General features: G+C 53.4%; 14 protein-coding genes. 3 read left to right on the forward strand and 11 right to left on the reverse strand.

Annotation, left to right across the window (positions count from 1 at the left end):
- Positions 1-26 precede the first annotated feature (26 nt).
- The 4 genes from DWX59_RS00080 to DWX59_RS00095 all read right to left on the reverse strand — a co-directional run bounded on the left by DWX59_RS00080 (position 27) and on the right by DWX59_RS00095 (position 6,983).
- Positions 27-2,909 (reverse strand): hybrid sensor histidine kinase/response regulator, encoded by a 2,883-nt coding sequence (locus DWX59_RS00080; protein WP_117555284.1) that lies wholly within the window; start codon positions 2,907-2,909, stop codon positions 27-29.
- Between the two features lie 172 nt (positions 2,910-3,081).
- Positions 3,082-3,600, reverse strand: a complete 519-nt coding sequence (nrdG, locus tag DWX59_RS00085; RefSeq protein ID WP_117555285.1) for an anaerobic ribonucleoside-triphosphate reductase activating protein — start codon at positions 3,598-3,600, stop codon at positions 3,082-3,084.
- Between the two features lies 1 nt (position 3,601).
- Positions 3,602-5,761 carry an anaerobic ribonucleoside-triphosphate reductase gene (gene nrdD / locus DWX59_RS00090; RefSeq protein WP_117555286.1) on the reverse strand — a complete coding sequence of 720 codons (2,160 nt, stop codon included), beginning with the start codon at positions 5,759-5,761 and terminating at the stop codon, positions 3,602-3,604.
- 193 nt (positions 5,762-5,954) lie between these two features.
- The gene (locus DWX59_RS00095) at positions 5,955-6,983 is read right to left on the reverse strand and encodes a LacI family DNA-binding transcriptional regulator (protein WP_117555287.1); all 1,029 of its coding nucleotides are present in this window, start codon (positions 6,981-6,983) and stop codon (positions 5,955-5,957) included.
- A 295-nt stretch (positions 6,984-7,278) separates the two neighbouring features.
- Here DWX59_RS00095 and DWX59_RS00100 point away from each other — a divergent pair, with 295 nt between their 5' ends.
- From DWX59_RS00100 to malQ, 3 genes are read left to right on the forward strand one after another with little or no spacing between them, the layout of a single operon-like run.
- Positions 7,279-9,510: a PTS transporter subunit IIBC gene (locus DWX59_RS00100; RefSeq protein ID WP_117555288.1), complete on the forward strand. Its 2,232-nt coding sequence runs from the start codon at positions 7,279-7,281 to the stop codon at positions 9,508-9,510.
- A 46-nt stretch (positions 9,511-9,556) separates the two neighbouring features.
- Positions 9,557-10,492, forward strand: a complete 936-nt coding sequence (locus tag DWX59_RS00105) for an endonuclease/exonuclease/phosphatase family protein (protein ID WP_117557099.1) — start codon at positions 9,557-9,559, stop codon at positions 10,490-10,492.
- Between the two features lie 17 nt (positions 10,493-10,509).
- On the forward strand, positions 10,510-12,009 hold the full coding sequence (malQ, locus tag DWX59_RS00110; RefSeq protein ID WP_117555289.1) for a 4-alpha-glucanotransferase: 1,500 nt from the start codon (positions 10,510-10,512) through the stop codon (positions 12,007-12,009).
- Positions 12,010-12,053: 44 nt separating this feature from the next.
- Here the strand turns inward: malQ and garR are convergent, their stop codons facing one another.
- The 7 genes from garR to DWX59_RS00145 all read right to left on the reverse strand — a co-directional run bounded on the left by garR (position 12,054) and on the right by DWX59_RS00145 (position 20,123).
- Positions 12,054-12,938, reverse strand: coding sequence for a 2-hydroxy-3-oxopropionate reductase (garR, locus tag DWX59_RS00115; RefSeq protein WP_117555290.1), 885 nt, complete (start codon positions 12,936-12,938; stop codon positions 12,054-12,056).
- Positions 12,939-13,062: 124 nt separating this feature from the next.
- Positions 13,063-13,992 (reverse strand): transketolase family protein, encoded by a 930-nt coding sequence (locus tag DWX59_RS00120; RefSeq protein WP_117555291.1) that lies wholly within the window; start codon positions 13,990-13,992, stop codon positions 13,063-13,065.
- Positions 13,993-13,994: 2 nt separating this feature from the next.
- The gene (locus DWX59_RS00125) at positions 13,995-14,837 is read right to left on the reverse strand and encodes a transketolase (protein WP_117555292.1); all 843 of its coding nucleotides are present in this window, start codon (positions 14,835-14,837) and stop codon (positions 13,995-13,997) included.
- A 12-nt stretch (positions 14,838-14,849) separates the two neighbouring features.
- Positions 14,850-15,872 carry a zinc-dependent alcohol dehydrogenase gene (locus tag DWX59_RS00130; RefSeq protein ID WP_117557101.1) on the reverse strand — a complete coding sequence of 341 codons (1,023 nt, stop codon included), beginning with the start codon at positions 15,870-15,872 and terminating at the stop codon, positions 14,850-14,852.
- 47 nt (positions 15,873-15,919) lie between these two features.
- Positions 15,920-17,698, reverse strand: coding sequence for a glycoside hydrolase family 2 protein (locus DWX59_RS00135; protein ID WP_235844822.1), 1,779 nt, complete (start codon positions 17,696-17,698; stop codon positions 15,920-15,922).
- 2 nt (positions 17,699-17,700) lie between these two features.
- Positions 17,701-19,209, reverse strand: coding sequence for an arabinosylfuranosidase ArfA (gene arfA / locus DWX59_RS00140; protein WP_117555294.1), 1,509 nt, complete (start codon positions 19,207-19,209; stop codon positions 17,701-17,703).
- Between the two features lie 80 nt (positions 19,210-19,289).
- Positions 19,290-20,123 carry a carbohydrate ABC transporter permease gene (locus tag DWX59_RS00145; protein ID WP_235844824.1) on the reverse strand — a complete coding sequence of 278 codons (834 nt, stop codon included), beginning with the start codon at positions 20,121-20,123 and terminating at the stop codon, positions 19,290-19,292.
- Positions 20,124-20,134: the final 11 nt, after the last annotated feature.

Here is a 20,134-nt window from a genome sequence, read left to right on the forward strand (position 1 = left end):
GGATGCAGCATGCTGCATCCCCAAATCTATACATATTTCCTGATTTCATCCAAAACCATCTCTATATCCAGCGGTTTTACCAGGTACCCTGTCATCCCGGCTTTCATGGCCGCAATCCTGTCTTCCTCAAAGGCATTGGCTGTCATGGCCAGGATTGGGATCCGGCCGGCATCCGGCCGGTCCAGTCCGCGTATGGCACGGGTCGCCCCCAGACCGTCCATGACAGGCATCCGGATATCCATGAGCACTGCCTGGTAATAATCCTGGCCATTTTCTTCAAACAGCTCAAATGCCTCCTGACCGTTTTGCGCGGCATCCACTTCCATTCCATGCATCTTAAGAAGGGTCTTGGCAATCTCCCGGTTCAGTTCGTTGTCCTCTGCCAGCAGGATACGGCAGTTGTCAAAATCCGGCTTTTCAGCCTTTTCCTCAACAGGACGGCTCCCTTTGACAGCACCTGCAAACGCGCCGAAAAGCGAGTTCCTGAACAATGGCTTTGGTATGAAACAATCCACCCCTGCCTTCCTGGCATCTTCCTCTATGAAGTCCCAGTCATAGGCCGATATCATGATGATTGTGGTATCAGGTCCCACCAGACTGCGGATCTGTCTGGCTGTCTCAACCCCGTCCATATCCGGCATCTGCCAGTCAATCAGGGCAATGTCATAGTATGTCCCCTGACCCAGCCGGTGCCCCACTTCCTCCAACGCCTTAAAACCGGAATCCACCCAGACAGGGTTGGCTCCGGCGTCCTTAAGGATTTCTATGCACTGGCCCCCTACCGCAGGGTCATCATCCACCACCAGGACAGCCAGCCCGTTTAACAGTTCCTGCTGCTTCCTCTGCCGCTCCTTCTGCTCATCGTCCTCCACCAGCCGCAGGGGAATGATCACTGTAAATACAGCCCCCTTGTGCTTCTCGCTCTCCACTTCAATGGTCCCGCCCATAAGCTGCACCAGATTATAGACAATGGACAGTCCCAGTCCGCTTCCCACATTGTTGCGGGCAGTCTCCGGGGACTCCTGCTCAAACGGCTGGAAGATGCGGCTGCAGAACTCTTTTGACATCCCGATTCCCGAATCCCTGACACAGAACCGGATATAGGAAAACCCATTGGTGCGCTTCTGTTCCTTTATATTGACCTGTATCATGCCGTCAGTTGGAGTGAATTTAAGCGCATTGGACAGGAGGTTCAGGAGTATCTGCTTGACCCTCAGCGGATCCCCCACATAATGCTGGTCCAAGGGTTCCTCATGATAGATTTCATACCGGATGTTCTTTTCCCTGGCCTGCGGATAGACAATCTGGTCAATGTCCTCTATCAGTCCGGCAAAATCAAAATACTCCTGGGACAGATTCATTTTCCCGTTCTCTATCTTGGACATATCCAGTATGTCATTAATCAGGGACAGCAGGTACCTGGAAGAGGAATCAATCTTCCTGAAACAGTCCTGCATGCCCTTAACGTCCCCTGCCTTTAGCTGGCCAATGGTACTCATGCCGATGATGGCATTCATGGGCGTGCGGATATCATGGCTCATCCTGGAAAGGAAATCCGATTTTGCCCGGTTGGCAGCCTTGGCAGACGCCAGGGCATCCCGAAGCAGCTGCTCCTGGCGGGCCTGTTCCGCCCTCTGGGCATCCAGGATCTTAACCAGGTTAATGGCAAGCATGTCGCTGTTAAACGGATTCTCCACATAGATGATCTGCACGGAAATCCAATGATACCTTCCGTCGCTCCCAATCTGCTGGAACTCCATATAGATGTCGCGTTCCCCAGCCGCAAAGCGTTCCATTACATGCCCGCGCCTGAAGTAATCCATATAATCTTCCTGGTAAGCAGGATACACAAGCGGACAGAAATGCTCCAGCATCCCGGAATAGCTGCCCTCCCGCTTTCCAACGTATACCTCATGCCCTTTTATAAAGCAGTTATAGGTATCTTTGGTCAGGTTCAGGCTCATGATCAGGGGGTACGCGGTACAGATTGCCGCCTGCAGTGACCTGTTCTCAATCATCTGCTGGCGCTCCTGCTCCAGTTCCATGCGCCTGAGTTCAGTGACATCCGTAAACACGGCCTGTATCACCTCCAGGCCGTCCGCATTGACAAGCCGCCCCATGACCACGCTGATCCATATCTGACGCCCATCCCTGCAGACCCCCTGACGGATATAAGACGTTGTATCCCCGTCCAGCACAAGTCCGCCCACCTGTTTTTCAATCCATTCCCTGTCCTGGTCAAGCACCAGGTCATAAGGACATTTGACCGCACAGCGGTATTCCTCCTCTGAGGCAAACCCATAGGCTTCCCATACCATCCGGTTCACATTGATGATCCTGTGTTCCGGGTCCGTGGAAAACTGCAGGATGCCACAGGGTACCGAGTTATACAGCTGTGACAGGAAATCCGCCTGCTGCTTATACTCCTGTTCCTTTTTTTCCAGCACGGACTCCAGTTTCTGATATGCCTGTGTGGCTGACTCCAGCGGGAAAAGCTCCCCATCCCGTATGTCCCTGAAGGGCACTGAATTATGCATATGTATTGTTTTAAGGCCGTCCTCCCGCTCCTGGAAAATAAAGGTAATCCTTTGGCGTATGTCCAGGAATATCCCGGTCCCCGCCTTGGACTTAAGCAGGCTCATCCCCTCGCACAGGTAACTGCCGCCGCCCAGATTCCTGGTTTCATAAACTTCATCAAACATATCACAAGGTGACAGTTCATCCTGTCCGGCCCGGAAGCATGCGGCCACGGCTTCCTTCCCCTCCGCCTTCTGCATTTCCCCGGCTCCAAGCCATACAATATCATCCGCAAATGTGGATATAAGAAATTCCACATCCGCTTCACAGAAATACCGGATCAGGATCTTCCTGGCAAACCCCTCAATCTCTTCCGCTGACCTAATACCCATATAAATAGCCTCCTACGGCAAGCGTTACACTACTGCATCTGGTTGATCACGATTAGGTAATTATACCATCATGCGGATGCAAACGCAATGCGCCGGGAGGCTTAGAAGTCTTTCATTTATCTCTTATTTCATCCATTGATATATTCTTTTACAAATTATCCCATCCGTCCAATCACATCTTTATGACAACACGCCCTTCATCCAGCGACCGTTTCACATCAATGATCCTCTGGTTCGCCGACCCCTTAAACGCCAGGCTTATATCCTTTTCTTCCTCCACAAACCTGCCGTCCACCAGTACGTCTATCAGGCGAAGCATTTCATCCGTGCATTCACATCTGGCGCGGCTCTGGGCAAGGAGCTGCGCATCAAACAGATATCCGGTATAACACCAGATATCCTTCTCCGGGAAGCGTTCCCTGACCCGTCTTAAAAAGGGCAGCAGCGCCCTCTGGTTCTCCGGTTCAAAGGGTTCCCCTCCCAGCAGGGTAAGGCCATTAATATACCCGGGCTCCAGGGCTTTTAATATCTCCTGCTGGGTTTCCCCGGTAAAGGGACGGCCGAACCGGAAATCCCATGCTTCCTCATTAAAACAGTTCCTGCAGTGGTGCGTGCATCCTGACACAAACAGGGATACCCTGACGCCCTCCCCGTTGGCAATATCATTTTTTTTAATTGTCCCGTAATTCATATTATAAGTGCAGCACCCTTTCCTTTATCTCCTGGGTCCTTCCCTGGTTCCAGAACTGGGTTCCGATATAACCGCAGGTCCTGCGGGCCACGTTCAGCTTGTTCTCATCCCGGTTGCCGCACTTGGGGCATTCCCATACCAGCTTGCCGCTGTCATCGGTCACGATACGGATTTCCCCGTCAAAACCGCATTCCTGGCAGAAATCACTTTTTGTATTCAGCTCCGCATACATGATATTGTCATAAATGTAGCGGATCAGCTGAAGGACGGCCGGAATATTGTTCTGCATGTTGGGGACCTCCACATAGCTGATGGCGCCGCCTGTGGACAGGGCCTGGAACTGGGATTCAAATTTCAGCTTGGAAAATGCATCGATTTCTTCTGATACATTCACATGATAGCTGTTGGTGATATAACTCCTGTCCGTCACTCCCTCAATAATCCCAAAACGCTTCTGGAGGCATTTTGCAAACTTGTAGGTTGTGCTCTCAATGGGGGAACCGTAGATGCTGAACCCGATATTGGTCTCCTCTTTCCAGCGGTTGCAGGCTTTGTTCATATATTCCATGACCTCCAGGGCAAAGGGCGTTGCCTCCGGGTCGGTGTGTGACCTGCCTGTCATATACTTCACGCACTCATAAAGACCTGCATATCCAAGGGAAATGGTGGAGTATCCGCCGTACAGCAGCCGGTCAATGGTCTCCCCCTTCTTAAGCCGGGCCAGGGCCCCGTTCTGCCACAGGATGGGGGCTGCGTCTGAAAGCGTGCCTTTCAGACGGTTGTGACGGCACATCAGCGCGCGGTAGCAAAGGTCCAGGCGCTCATCGAATATTTTCCAGAACGCATCCATATCGCCGCCGGAAGACAGCGCCACATCCACCAGGTTGATGGTGACCACGCCCTGGTTGAAGCGGCCGTAGAATTTATAATTGCCTTCCTCATCCTTCCATGGGCTTAAGGCGCTGCGGCATCCCATCACGGGGAAGCAGTTGCCTTCCTTTAGTTCCATCATCTTTTTCTCGGAAATATAATCCGGGACCAGGCGCTTTGCAGTGCATCTGGCAGCCATTTCCGTCAGGTAATAGTATTCTGTCCCCTCGGTTATATTATCCTCCTCCAGCACGTAAATCAGCTTTGGGAACGCCGGCGTGATCCATACCCCTGACTCATTCTTAACGCCCTGGTAACGCTGCTTTAAGGACTCTTCGATAATCAGGGCCAGGTCCTTTTTCTCCCTCTCGTTCTTAGCCTCGTTCAGGTACATGAACACGGTCAGGAAAGGCGCCTGCCCATTGGTGGTCATCAGGGTTATGACCTGGTACTGGATGGTCTGCACGCCCTTAATCACTTCTTTGCGCAGCCGGTTCTCCACCACCTGGCGGATGGCCTCCTCGGAAGGGGTGCAGCCAAATGTCTTAACCTCTTCCAGTACCTCCGCATGTATCTTCTTCCTGGATACGTCCACAAAAGGAGCCAGATGGGCCAGGCTGATACTCTGTCCGCCATACTGGTTGCTGGCCACCTGGGCAATGATCTGAGTGGCGATATTGCAGGCCGTGGAAAAGCTGTGGGGCTTCTCAATCCTGGTCTCGCTGATGACCGTGCCATTCATAAGCATGTCCTCCAGGTTTACCAGGTCACAGTTATGCATGTGCTGGGCAAAATAATCGGAATCGTGGAAATGTATGATCCCCTCCTTGTCCGCCTCCACAATATCCTGGGGAAGAAGCATCCGCTTGGTCAGGTCCTTGCTGACCTCGCCTGCCATATAGTCCCTCTGCACACTGTTGACCGTTGGGTTCTTATTGGAATTCTCCTGCTTCACATCCTCATTATTGCACTCAATCAGGGAAAGGATACGGTTATCCGTGGTGTTGGCCTTACGGATAAGGGAACGCTGGAAGCGGTACCTTACATAATCCTTGGCCAGTTCAAAAGCGCCGGTGGACATAATCTGGTTCTCCACCATGTCCTGGATTTCCTCCACTGACACTGCACGGTTCAGCTTATCACATTTATACTCCACATAATCCGCAATGTCCTTAATCTGCTCCATGCTCAGCTTGCTCTTGCCCGCTGCCACATTGGCTTTGGACACAGCCACCACAATCTTATTTATGTCAAAATCTTCCTCAGCGCCATTCCTCTTGATAATCTTCATTGTCAATACACTCCTTTTATCCCTATACTCTCATAGGCCGCCGCTTCACCCGCGGCCTGCCGTATCAGTATACTATCATATTATCCTGGAAAAATCTGTTGCTTGTGCAACAGTATATGATTTTAGCACTAAATGTTGTGTTTTTCAAGAAGAATATATACGATAGGATGTATTTCAGGAAAATGTATAAAAGTCACGCCCTGCCGGCCCTTGCACAGCTTCCCCGCTCCACCATATGATGGGGCACGATGATTTTTGTTGCAACCAGTTCCGGATTCTCCACATGGTTGATCATCTGGGCCGCTGCCTCAATGCCCAGCTGGATGGAATTTACATCCACGGATGTGAGGGGCGGCGTGGTGAACCTGGAGAGCAGGGAATTATTAAAGGAAATAATGGAGATATCCCCGGGAATGGACAGCCCCAGCCCGATACATGCTTTTTCAAGGGCCACTGCCAGTATGTCATCACTGACCAGGACAGCGGTGGGACGGTCCTGCATTGTAAGAAGGGCGGTCAGCACCTGGTTCTGGTCTTCCGGTATGGCCGGCGCCTCCACACACAGCTCGGGCCTGAATGGGATCTGATGCTCTGTCAGGGCCAGCATGTACCCCATCTTCCTGTCGTTGTTAAACAGCAGGGAGTGGTCGCCCGACAGATACGCAATCCTCTCATGCCCCAGGCTTAAGAGGTAAGCCGCTGTTTCCCGGCCCGCAAGCACATTGTCATTGTCCACATAAATGGTCTGGTTCACATTCCTGTATGCCTTTCCAATCAGCACATATAACAGCCCTTCCTCATACAGGTAGTCCAGAACCGGGTCCTGTTCCTTGGAATACAATACAATAAAGCCTTCCGCCAGGCCGGTCCTTGCCATATTCTTTATGACCTTTAGTATCTCATCCTCGTTCTGGCCTGTAACCACTGTATTGATATATTGTTTCTGATTACAGTACTGGCTGATGCCGCGGATGACTTCCAGATAAAACGCATTCTGGTACGCCTCCCACTGGGATGGCGGCAAAATAATCCCGACGGTCCTGGAATTCTGGGTAGCCAGGCTGCTGGCCTGGAAATTCGGCTCATACCCCAGTTTTGCCATGGCCTGGCGTACCTTCTCCTTGGTCTGGCGGCTGATGGACGGATGGTCCTTGCAGGTCCGGCTCACGGTGGACGGGGATACTCCGGCAAGGGCGGCAACATCTTTAATCGTAACAGGCATAAGACGCCTCCTTAAATGTTCAGATTCATATGAGGATTATCTTCCTCTGGTTCCATTGTAATGTTTAATGCAATTTTTGTCAAACTTTTTTGCATTAATTGCGCTGTATCCGCCTTTTGTTTGCGCTGTCCGTTGCCAGGATTTTGCACAATATCATGGTCCTTTTTTTGTGCAAAACGTAGAAAGCATAGGGTATTCACAAGAAAGGCTTGCATTGTGTGCGTAAACAGGATATATTTAACGCAAGCGGTTGCGCAAATCAATGCAACAATTTTTTCAGGAGGTCAGGTTACATATGAACAGGAATAACGATGGCTGTACCGGCATCAGGATTTTGTCCCCTTTAACAGGGACAGCAGTAGCATTAGGTGAAGTACCGGATCCGGTATTTTCCCAGAAGATTATTGGGGATGGCGTTGCCATCATCCCGCGGGACGGGAAACTGGTAAGCCCGATTGACGGTGAGGTTGTGTCCGTGGCAGAGACCCTTCATGCATACGGGCTGCGCTCCAAGGACGGCATTGAGGTCATGGTGCACTTCGGCCTGGAGACCGTGGCATTAAAAGGGGAATTTTTTACATGCCATGTAAAACAGGGAGATAAGGTAAAGGCAGGGGACCTGCTGGCAGAAGCCGACATTCAGATGCTGGAAGAAAAACAGGTGAACCTCATCACTCCCGTACTCATCTGCGGCGGCATGGAAAACCGCACCATGAACACATTTTCCGGCCCTGTATCCGCGGGAAGCGATACCGTAATCACGCTGTTTGATGCGTGTCCCCCGGATGACGCGGCCCACAGCCCGTCCGGCCACGGGCCTGTCTTAAAGGCTGACGCCGTAAGCGGCTCCGGCCAGGCAGCCCCTGAACCCAAAAAGAAAAAATCCAAATTCCCCATTAACTTTGATTTCCTCCAGAAGCTGGGCAAGGTGCTGATGACCGTAATCGCAGTCATGCCGGCTGCCGGACTGATGATCAGCGTGGGAAAACTGGTGCAGATGGCTGGCGGCGACATGAATTTTGTCCTTACCCTGGGCAGGACCATGGAAACCATTGGGTGGGCCGTCATCAATAACCTGCATATCCTCTTTGCCGTGGCCATCGGCGGTTCCTGGGCAAAGGAACGTGCCGGCGGCGCATTTGCGGCCGTGATTGCATTTGTCCTTATCAATGTCATCACCGGAGCCCTGTTCGGCGTCAGCAGCGCTGACCTAAATAATCCGGAGGCCGTCACCCGCACCCTCCTTGGCCAGGAAATCCTGGTGAATGGATACTTCACCTCAGTCCTTGGCGCGCCCGCCCTGAACATGGGCGTGTTCGTGGGTATCATATCCGGTTTTGCAGGCGGGGTCATCTATAACAGATATTACAACTACAGGAAGCTGCCGGATGCATTGGCATTCTTTAATGGCAAGCGTTTCGTCCCCATGGTGGTCATTGCATGGTCCGTCATCATTTCCCTGGTACTGGCCATTGTGTGGCCGGTGGTGCAGACCGGAATCAACTCCTTTGGCGTGTGGATTGCCAATTCCTCAGCCACATCCCCCATACTGGCGCCCTTTATCTACGGAACCCTGGAACGTCTCCTTCTGCCCTTTGGCCTTCATCATATGCTGACCATACCGATGAACTACACATCCTTTGGAGGAACTTACACCATCCTTACCGGGGTCAACGCAGGCTCTCAGGTATTTGGCCAGGATCCCCTGTGGCTTGCATGGGCCACGGACCTGATCAACCTGCAGAATGCCGGGGATATCACCGGATACCAGAACCTGCTCACCGCCATAACCCCTGCCCGCTTTAAGGTGGGACAGATGATAGGCGCAACCGGCCTTCTCCTTGGTATTGCACTGGCCATGTACCGCCGTGTGGATGCGGATAAACGCAGCAGCTACCGCTCCATGTTCATCTCCACCGTACTGGCCGTATTCCTGACCGGTGTGACGGAACCCTTAGAATTCATGTTCATGTTCTGCGCACTGCCATTGTACCTGGTATATGCGGTGCTTCAGGGATGTGCGTTTGCCATGGCCGGCATCATCCATCTGCGCCTGCATTCCTTTGGCAACCTGGAGTTCCTGACCCGTATCCCCATGTCCCTGAAGGCAGGGCTGGGAGGCGATATCGTTAACTTCATCATCTGTGTGGCGGTTTTCTTTGCCGTGGGATATGCCATTGCGTATTTCATGATTGGCCGGTTCCATTTTGCCACCCCGGGACGTCTGGGCAACTACACGGATGACAGCGGGGCCGGGAACGGCCAGGATGGGCCTGAAAAGCAGATTTCCGGCAATCGTCAGGCTGAGCGCATCATCACGCTGTTGGGCGGCAGGGATAATATCCTGCTGGTGGACGCATGCATGACCCGGCTGCGCGTTACGGTAAAGGATATCACAAAGGTGGCTGAACTGGCTGACTGGAAGGCGGAAGGGGCCATGGGCCTGATTAAGAAAGACCAGGGCATCCAGGCAGTATACGGCCCGAAGGCAGATGTGCTGAAGTCCGATATTAATGATATACTGTAAAGCAGGGCGGGAACGGAACATCCAGCAGCCCACAGGAAGGAGTACCATGAAACTGATGACATTAAACACCCACAGCCTTGAGGAAGAGGACTACGAGGCCAAGCTCCACGCCTTTGCCGAAGGCGTCTGCCGGGCTGAGCCGGATATCATAGCGCTTCAGGAAGTCAATCAGACCCAGACCGCTGCCCCGGTGGACAAAAAGGATCTGGAACTATATGGATATGTGCCATGTGCTCCCTGTACTCCACATCCCCCATATGTCCCATGTGCATCCGCCTCCCCATGCAGCAGCCATCCCTCCCCCATCCCCCGCATGGATAACCATGCATACCGCGCGGTGAGGATCTGCGCGGAGCATGGCAGGCCCTACCACTGGACCTGGATTGGGGCTAAGACCGGATACGGTAAATACGATGAGGGCCTGGCCATCTTAAGCCGGATTCCCATTGCGGAAACAAAGCAGTTTTATATCACAGCCTCACAGGACTATGCCAACTGGAAGACACGCAGGATTCTAGGGATAGGGATTGCCACGGAACATGGCATGGAATATTTTTACAGCGTCCATATGGGATGGTGGAAGGATGAAGACGAACCTTTTGAAGGACAGTGGGAACGGATTAGAAAGCAGCTGGGGGGCGGGGCGTGTTTGGAAACATACCCTGGCCCTGTGTGGCTCATGGGCGATTTCAATTCCCCGGCCCATGTCCGGGGCGAGGGCAGGGACCTGATACGCGGCTTCGGATGGCTGGACAGCTACGAACTGGCCCGCAGCAAAGACAGCGGGATCACGGTGGGCCATGCCATTGACGGCTGGAGGGAACAGGAGGATGTTTCCGGTATGCGGATTGATTATATCTGGACCAGCCGCAAGGTCCCGGTCCGGTCCTCCCGCGTCATATTTAACGGCTCCTGTGAGCCGATTGTGTCGGACCACTATGGAATCATCGTGGAATATGAACCAGGGCATCATTGCCCATGAAAAGGAGTATATAGAAAATGAAACGAGAAAGCGGAATCTTACTGTCCATTTCCAGCCTGCCTTCCAGATATGGAATCGGCTGTTTCTCAAAGGAAGCCTACGAATTCGTGGACCAGCTGAAACAGGCCGGCCAGTCCTGCTGGCAAATCCTTCCCCTGGGTCCAACAAGCTATGGCGATTCCCCCTACCAGTCCTTTTCCACCTTTGCCGGGAATCCGTATTTCATCAGCCTGGAGGATTTGATTGAGGAAGGGGTGCTGACCAGAAAGGAATGTGACAGCGCTGACTTTGGGACGCATCCCGGGGCCGTGGACTATGCAAAGATATATAAGGAACGTTTTCCCCTCCTGCGCCTTGCCTATGAGCGCAGCAACATCAGCCAGGATGAGGAATTTAAACAGTTTTCAGCCGATAATAAGTGGTGGCTTGAAGACTACGCCCTGTTCATGGCCGTAAAATCCAGATTTGACGGAAAACCCTGGACACAGTGGGCAGAGGATATCCGCCTGCGCTGGCAGAATGCCCTGGACTACTACCGGAGGGAACTGTATTATGACATTGAGTTCCATGAATATCTCCAGTTTAAATTCATCCGGCAATGGAATAAGCTAAAATCCTATGCCAACCATAACGGCATCCGCATTGTAGGCGACATCCCCATCTATGTGGCCATGGACAGCGCCGATGCCTGGGCGCATCCTGAACTGTTTGAACTGGACCGGGACAATGTCCCCACTGCTGTTGCCGGCTGTCCGCCGGACGGCTTCTCCTCCACGGGCCAGCTCTGGGGCAATCCGCTGTACCGCTGGGGCTATCACAGGCAGACCGGATACCAGTGGTGGATCAGCCGCCTGTCCTACTGCTATCGGCTGTATGATGTGGTGAGGATTGACCATTTCCGTGGATTTGACGAATACTACTCCATCCCGGCGGGCTCTGACACAGCCGTCGGGGGCCACTGGGAACAGGGGCCTGGCATCGGATTCTTCCATGCAGTAAAACAGGCCCTGGGCGAAAAGGAAATCATTGCCGAGGACCTTGGATATGTGACGGACTCTGTCCGCCAGCTGGTTAAGGACTGTTCCTTCCCTGGCATGAAGGTGCTGGAATTTGCCTTTGACTCCAGGGATTCAGGCTGCGCCAGCGATTATCTGCCCCACAACTATCCTGAAAACTGCGTGGCCTACACAGGCACCCATGACAATGAAACCATCACGGGGTGGTTTAACTCCATCACGCCCGCGGAGCAAACGCTTGCCAGGGACTATCTGTGCGATTCCCATACGCCGGAAAACAGATTATATCTGTCCTTCATCAGCCTGATCATGCGCAGCCAGGCCCGGCTGTGCATCATCCCCCTTCAGGACTATATGGGACTGGACAATGACTGCCGCGTCAACACCCCCTCCACGGTGGGCGAAAACTGGAAATGGAGGCTCCTTCCCGGCCAGGTCACAAAGGAACTGCTTCAGACCATCGGGGCTGTCACGCTGCGGTACGGGCGGTGGAACTGGTAAGGACATGGGATGGATATCCCCCATCCTTTATAGTCCCCGCCATATCAGACGCGGATTTCCGTCCCTGTCAGCTTCTCATAATACCTTGCAATGGCGCTGTGGTCGCTTTCCCCCAGCCCGTCCGCGTGCAGGTTCTGCATCATCTCCATCACCTGGGAGGTAAGGGGCAGCGGGGCGCCCACACCGTGGCCGGTTTCCAGGGCATTGCCCAGGTCCTTGATGTGAAGGTCAATCTTAAATCCAGGCCTGAAATTACCGTCTGTAATCATAGGAACCTTGGCATTCATGACCGTGGAACCGGCCAGCCCGCCTTTGATGGCCTCAAATACCTTAAGGGGGTCCACACCGGCCCTGGTGCTCAGCATGAAGGCTTCCGATACAGCCGCAATATTAAGGGCCACGATTACCTGGTTCGCCAGCTTCGTGGTGTTCCCTGCGCCGATATCCCCGCAGTGGACCGCGCTGGCGCCCATGGTCATGAGCACGTCATAGACCTGGTCAAATACATCTTTATCACCGCCCGCCATGATGGACAGGGTTCCGTCCACTGCCTTGGGCTCCCCTCCCGACACTGGAGCATCAATCATCTTTACGCCCTTTTTTTCACATTCCCGGCATATTTCCTGAGAAGCCAGGGGCGCGATGGAACTCATGTCTACCAGGATGGTTCCCGGGGCAGCGCCTTCCAGAACCCCCTCTGCTCCCAGGACCACACTTTTTACATGCGGTGAATTGGGCAGCATGGTGATGACAAGGCCGCACCGGGCGGCTGCATCCTTTGAGGAGACAGCCGCTTTGGCTCCGTCCTTTACCACCTGATCCATATTGGATTCCACCACGTCGTATACAATCACTTCATGTCCAGCCTTTAACAGGTTCCTTACCATAGGCTTTCCCATGATTCCCAAACCGATAAATCCTATTTTCATCGTCCTTTGCTCCTCTCTCTTTACCTAACCGCTTATTATTCCTAACCGCTTATATATCCGCCGTCTTTGGCCGCCCGTATGTCCGCCGTCTTTGGCCGCGCACACGTCCGCTGTCCCCGCACGCCTATATGCCCGCCATCTCCCTGACTGCCTCTGCAATGGCTGACTTTGTCAGCCCATGGTATTCCAGTACCTCCTGGTAATTGTGTCCGCTGCACCCGAAGGTATCCTGAATCCCCACCATTTTCATGGGTTTTGGCTCCCTGCAGAGGACTTCTGCCAGTGCGCTTCCAAGACCGCCCCTTACATTGTGTTCCTCCGCCGTCACCACAGCCCTGCAGCCGTCTGCCATACGCCTCACGGCCTCCAGGTCCATAGGCTTGATGGTGGACACGTTGACGACCCTGACGGAAACAGCGCCTTCCAGTTCCTTTGCCGCCTCCATGGCCAGCCGGGCCATGTATCCTGTGGCAAACAGGGCCACATCCGTTCCTTCCTTTAATACGCTTGGAACACCGATGGTGAATTTCTCCCCTTCTTTTGTCACATTGGGATAGTCATTCCGGTTCAGGCGCAGATAGCAGGGGCCGTCCATGGCTGCCATGGCCTTTACCGCTTCCACTGTCTCATTGGCGTCAGCCGGGCAGATGACCGTCATGTTGGGCACTGCACGGAATACTGCCAGGTCCTCCACACACTGGTGGGTTGCGCCGTCCCCAAAGTCCGACAGGCCGGATGAGGAACCGCAGATCTTCACGTTCAGTTTCCCGATTGCAATGGTCTGGCGTATCTGGTCATAGGCGCGGCCTCCTGCAAACACTGCAAACGAATTGGTAAACGGGATTTTCCCTGTCTGTGCCAGTCCTGCCGCCACACTGGTCATGTTGGCCTCTGCAATCCCCATCTCAAAGTGTCTCTGGGGAAATTCCGCCTCAAACAGCTTTCCCATGGTGGATGCGCCCAGGTCCGCGTCCAGCACCACAATCCGCTCATCCTGCCTTCCCAGCTCCACTAATGTATTGCCATATGCAACTCTCTGATTTGTATAGCCCATGCCTATGCCTCCTGTTCCTGTACGGTTAATTCCAAAAGCGCCTGTCTGTAGGTTTCCTCGGTCAGCATCCCGTTGTGGTATCCCACCACGTTTTCCGCAAAGCTGACGCCCTTTCCCTTGACCGTGTTGGCTATGATGGCCGTTGGAACGCCCTTCACGGTTTCCGCCTCATCCAAGGCACTGAGGATTTCCCTCATGTCATGTCCGTTGATTTCAATCACATGCCAGCCAAAACTTAAAAACTTGGCCATGATATCCCCTGTGTCAAACCGTTCCTTGGTCCTTCCGTTGGCCTGCAGCCGGTTCCTGTCCACAATGGCCACCAGGTTATCGGCCTTAAAGGCGCTGGCCGCCATGGCCGCCTCCCATATCTGGCCTTCGGCAATCTCCCCGTCCCCAACCAGCACATATGTCCTGCTGTCCAGACGGTCCAGCTTAAGCCCCAGGGCCATGCCCAGGCCAATGGAAAGCCCCTGTCCCAGGGAGCCGGTTCCCGCCTCAATGCCCGGGGTTTTCTGTACATCCGGATGCCCCTGCAGGTAGGAGCCGATTTCCTTGGTATGCTTTAAATCCTCCACAGGAAAGTATCCGCTCTCCGCCAATGCCGCATACTGGAGGATCCCCACATGTCCCTTGCTCAGCAGGAACCGGTCCCTTTCCCTCCATTCCGGATGTTTTGGGTCGTGTCTCATTTTATGGAAATACAGCGCAGCCACAATATCTGCCGAGGAGTTGGAACCCCCGATGTGGCCGGCCACTCCCACGCCAATGCTGATGACCACGTCCCTTCTCAGCTTCTGCGCCTTGTCCTCTAATTTCTTAATCAGTTTTTCATCATATCCCATCACAGATTCCTCCTAATCCACCATGACCACTTTTATCAGGCTGCCAGGGTCCTTTGCCAGTTTTTCAAAATATGCAGGCGTTTCCTCCATGCTTACCTCCCTGCTTATGAGCGGGGCCACATGGATCCTGCCCTGGTTCACAAGGCCTACCACGGTTTTAAACTCTTCATAGCCGTACAGGAACGAGCCCTGGATGGACAGCTCCCTTGTAACGATTTCCTGCATGTCCACATCCACAAATGGCTTATTGTTGCCAATCCAGATGGCCCGACCCCCAAACCGCAGGGCTGCCATGGCCTGCTGCACCGTGGGGGCGGCGCCCACCGCTTCAATGGCCACATCCACTCCCTTTCCACCGGTCTGTGCCAGGATCTGTGCCTTCCAGCCGCTGTTTCCCGGGTTGACGGTCACATCCGCCCCCATCTCCCTGGCAATCCCAAGACGGTAATCACTTAAATCAGACAGGATGATCTTGGCAGCGCCTTTCATTTTCACACATGCCAGGGCCAGCAGCCCGATGGTCCCCGCCCCCACGATAAGGACCGTCCTGCCCGTCAGATCCCCGGCGTGTTCCACGCCCCGGTAACTCACTGCCAGGGGTTCCATCAGGGTGCCTATTGAATAAGGAATCTGGTCCGCTACCCGGAAACAGCACTTTGCAGGAACACAGATATACTCTGCAAATGCCCCATCCACATCCAGCACACCAAACGCCCTCTTATTCAGGCAGAGATGGACGTCGCCCTTCCTGCACATTTCACAGCGGCCGCAGAAATCCACGGGATATACGGCAACCCGGTCCCCTTTCTTCCACTGGTCCACTCCCTGGCCCAGCTCCGCCACCTCTCCGGCAAATTCATGGCCCATTATCATGGGCGGCAGCCTTCTGCCCGTGATGCCCAAATAACCGTGTACATCACTTCCGCAGATCCCGCATGCCCTGACCCTTAATTTTACCTCTCCCGGCCCCGGACTCACGTCCCCGACTTCCTGTAAACCCAGGATATTCGGTCCTTCATAAACAATTCCCTTCATTTCCCTGTCCTTCCCTTCCATACAGGCGCCATGCCTGTCTTAAGATTCTATAGAAAATTCTTCAGATTCACATTGCGTATCTGTTCCACCGGCACCTTCGGCTCCCTGTCATAGGTCAAAAGCCCGTTCATCTCCTGTTCCACATCACACAGCTGGGTATACACAAAGCCCTGTACCAGAGGCGATGCGGCCAGGGCGGCAATCAATCCCTCATATTCCTTCAGGAACCCCTCCCCGCTTTCAGCCTCCGCATACCCCCAGCCCTCTTCCTTATGAAGCCTGTACGCCACGCCGCCGAATTCCGACACAATGACCGGCTGTCCTTCATACCCATATCCATGGGCAAACAGGGTCCTGTTTGTGGGCATGGATGAAAGCAGGGTTTCCAGGTTCCCGTACCGTTCCCTTAATACCTCCGGATTGCAGGTATAGTCATGGACAGTGAGCAGATCCGACTTTGTGTGGTTCCACCCGTCATTGGAGATGACCATCCTGGTGGTATCCATGGATTTTGTCAGATAGTACATGCACGCGCTGTGGGCCTGCTCCTCCTGGCTGTACATGATGCCATCCACGCCCCAGGACTCATTAAGCGGCACCCAGGCCACGATGCACGGATGGTTATAATCCCGCTTCACAATTTCCATCCATTCAGGAACCATCTGTCTGACATAATCCCTGGAATAGAGATAAGCGCTGGCGCATTCCTCCCATACCAAAAATCCCAGCCTGTCGGCCCAGTACAGGAACCGCTCCTCCTCCACCTTCTGATGCTTCCTTACCCCATTGAACCCCATTTCCTTGCAAAGGGTGATGTCCCTTATCAGGGCCTCATCGTCCGGCGCCGTCATAAGGGAACCGCGCCAGTATCCCTGGTCCAGCAGCATTTTCTGATAATAAGGACGGTTGTTCAGGAGAAATGTCCCATTCTCCACGCTGACCTTACGCATGGCAAAATAGGAATCCGCCTCATCCACTGCCGCCCCTTCACATTCCAGCTTATAGTGTACATCGAACAGGACCGGATGTTCCGGCGTCCACTCATAGGACTTGTGCTCCCATTCCAGATTCAGGTTCTGGTCCAGCTTCCATTCCCGGACCGCCTTTCCGTTCAGCACGGTGACGGTATCACAGACCATCCTGGTTCCCTTATATGTAATCTCCACCTTAAGCCTGGCCTCTGTTTTTTGGTCCAGGAGGATTTCCATGCCAATCATCTTCTGGTCCACATCCGGCGTCATCCACACCTGGCGGATGAACTGGCTTTCCACTGGTTCAAGCCACACGGTCTGCCAGATTCCGGTTGTGCGTGTATAGAAAATGGATGCGGATTCCTGTTTCCAGAACTGCTTTCCCCTGGGCTGTTCCAGGTTCTTCGAATCGTCCTCGGCCCGTACCACCAGGACATTCTCCCCATCCCTGAGCAGGTCCGTGATTTCAAAGGAAAAGGAGGAATGTCCGCCCACATGGGTCCCGGCCCATTCCCCATTGACCCAGACCTCTGTCTTGTAATCGCAGGCCCCAAAATGAAGGATGAAGCGCTTCCCTTGTTCCAATGCCCGTCCGTCAATGCTGCGGCGGTACCAGACCACATCGTGGAATCCCGTGTCATGAATCCCGGACATTTCTGTCTGGTATGCAAACGGCACCGTAATCTGTCCGGGAAACGGGTGGGACAGATACCATTTTTCCTTCTTCCCCACATCCTTGTCATCAAACCCAAACTCCCACTTCCCGTTCAGGTTCATCCAGTTTTTCCGCCTGAATTGGGGTCTGGGGTATTCGTTCTTAGGTATATCGGTCTGATCTGCATATGCTCCCATCATGGTCATCCTTTCGTACGGAAACAGAACATGTGCCAGGAAGATCTGGGAATCACTGCTTCCATCCGTCCATTTTCCAGGATGTCCGTGGGTTTATGGGACGGTACCACACGGTCCGGTTCCAGGGCAGAGTTGGCTTCCTCATAGCCGTAACCTTCAAGGGCCGTATGGCAGATACAGGATTCCGCCTTGACGCTCCTTAAATCACAGGAAAGGGCAATGTCCTCCTCCATGCTACGGTTGAGTACGAACAAGGTTACCGTGTCCCCGCCTTCATTTAAGACAGCCACTGCATCCAATGCAGTCACATCCGTGTACTGCCTGCAGTCGTATCTGGGACACTCCATGTTCACCTTCAGCGCGGTTCCGCGTCCATGGATGCTGGTGTAATAGAATGGGTAATAAATGGTCTGCTTCCACGCCTTCCCGCCTGTCTCGGTCATGATTGGCGCAATCACATTGACCAGCTGGGCCAGGCATGCCATCTTCACGCGGTCGCAATTCTTTAAGAGGGAAATCAGCAGCCCGCCCACCAGCAGGGCATCCTCAAAATTATAGATATCCTCCAGTCTGGGCGGCGCCTGTATCCAGTGTTCAATCTGCTTGTCGCTCTCCTTGGTGTGGTACCACACATTCCATTCATCAAAGGAAAGGTGAATGGTCTTCCTGGAACGCTTCTTTGCCTTCACATAATCACAGATAGCCGTGACAGACCGTATGAAATCATCCATCAGGACGCCGCCTGACAGATAGGACTGTGTATCGCCGTCAAAATTGCCCCAGTAATTATGCAGGGACAGATAGTCCACCTGGTCATAACACTCTGTCAGGACCGTTGCCTCCCAGTCCGCAAAGGTAGGCATCACCATCTTGGAACTGCCGCAGGCCACCAGTTCAATAGAGGGGTCCACCCATTTCATCATCTTGGCCGTCTCATTGGCCAGCCGCCCGTACTCATATGCGGTCTTGTGCCCCATCTGCCACGGGCCGTCCATCTCATTGCCCAGGCACCATGTCTTTACGTTGTAGGGTTCCTCTTTCCCATGGGACCTTCTAAGGTCACTCCAGTAACTGCCTTTCCCATGGTTACAGTATTCCACCAGATTCCTGGCCGCGTCCGCTCCCCGGGTTCCCAGGTTCACTGCCAGCATCAGCCCTGAATCCACTTTCTTAAGCCAGCTGTCGAATTCCTGCAGCCCTACCTCATTGGTCTCCGTGGTAAACCAGGCCAGGTCCAGCCGGGCCGGACGCTGTTGCTTAGGCCCCACACTGTCCTCCCAGTTAAAACCAGATACAAAGTTGCCCCCCGGATACCGTATGACAGGGACTTTCAGTTCCTTCACCAGCTGGATTACATCCCTGCGGAACCCGTCTTTGTCCGCCAGGGGATGACCCGGCTCGTAAATCCCGTTATACACAGCCCTCCCCAGATGTTCGATGAAGGAACCGTAGATGCGCTCATCAATAGCTGAAATGATATTCAGACGGTCTACCGTCATATCTGCCTTTTTCAAAATGTTGTCTCCTTCCTGTGGTGTGCCGGGGCATCCGCTCCCGCCCGGTCATGCATTACAAATATAACCTTAAACCATGATTATCCCTTAATACCGGTCATGGCAATGCCCCGGATGATCTGCTTCTGGAATATGAGGAATACGATGATGGCCGGCACGGAAGCAATTACGCTGGCCGTCATTGGCAGTGTGAATTCTGAAAGGTTGGCCCCCTGGAACTGGGGGATTCCCACAGGCAGGGTCATCATTTTCTCTGATGTGATGGATAAAAAGGGCCAGAGGAAATTGTTCCAGGAATTGGTGAATGTGAATATCCCCACGGCAGCCATGGATGATTTGGATACCGGAATGCAGATATTCCACCACCGCTCAAAGGCATTGGCCCCGTCCAGCACCGCTGCCTCAATCAGTTCATCGGGAATGCCGTCATAACACCGTTTCATGATCAGCACGCCGATGGGCGCCGCCAGGCTGGGGCACATCAGGCCCACATATGTATTGAGAAGCTTAAGTTCCGCCATCTCCTGGTACAGCGGTATGATGATGGATTCAATGGGCACCATCATACCGGCCGTGATAAGGAGGAAAATGGCTGTGCGCCCTTTAAATTTCAATTTTGAAATGGCGTAGGCTGCCAGGGAAGTCAGCATCAGGGTGCCTATGGTAACTGCAATGGCAACGGACGCACTGTTGAAAATCCATTTGATGATTGGCGCCTTTTTGGCAACCACCGCATAATTATCCAGGGAGAACACACCGGTCAGCACCTTGGACAGGATGCTGACAGGGGTCCCATAGGGTTTTAATGACGATACCAGCATCCAGATTACCGGGAAAATCCAAAACAATGCCGCAATATAGACAATAATATATAAAGCAGCCCTTCCCACGGTCATTTTTTTCTTTGTCTTCATGGGTTTCCTCC

This window comes from Enterocloster aldenensis (genome assembly GCF_003434055.1).
Lineage (GTDB): Bacteria > Bacillota > Clostridia > Lachnospirales > Lachnospiraceae > Enterocloster > Enterocloster aldenensis.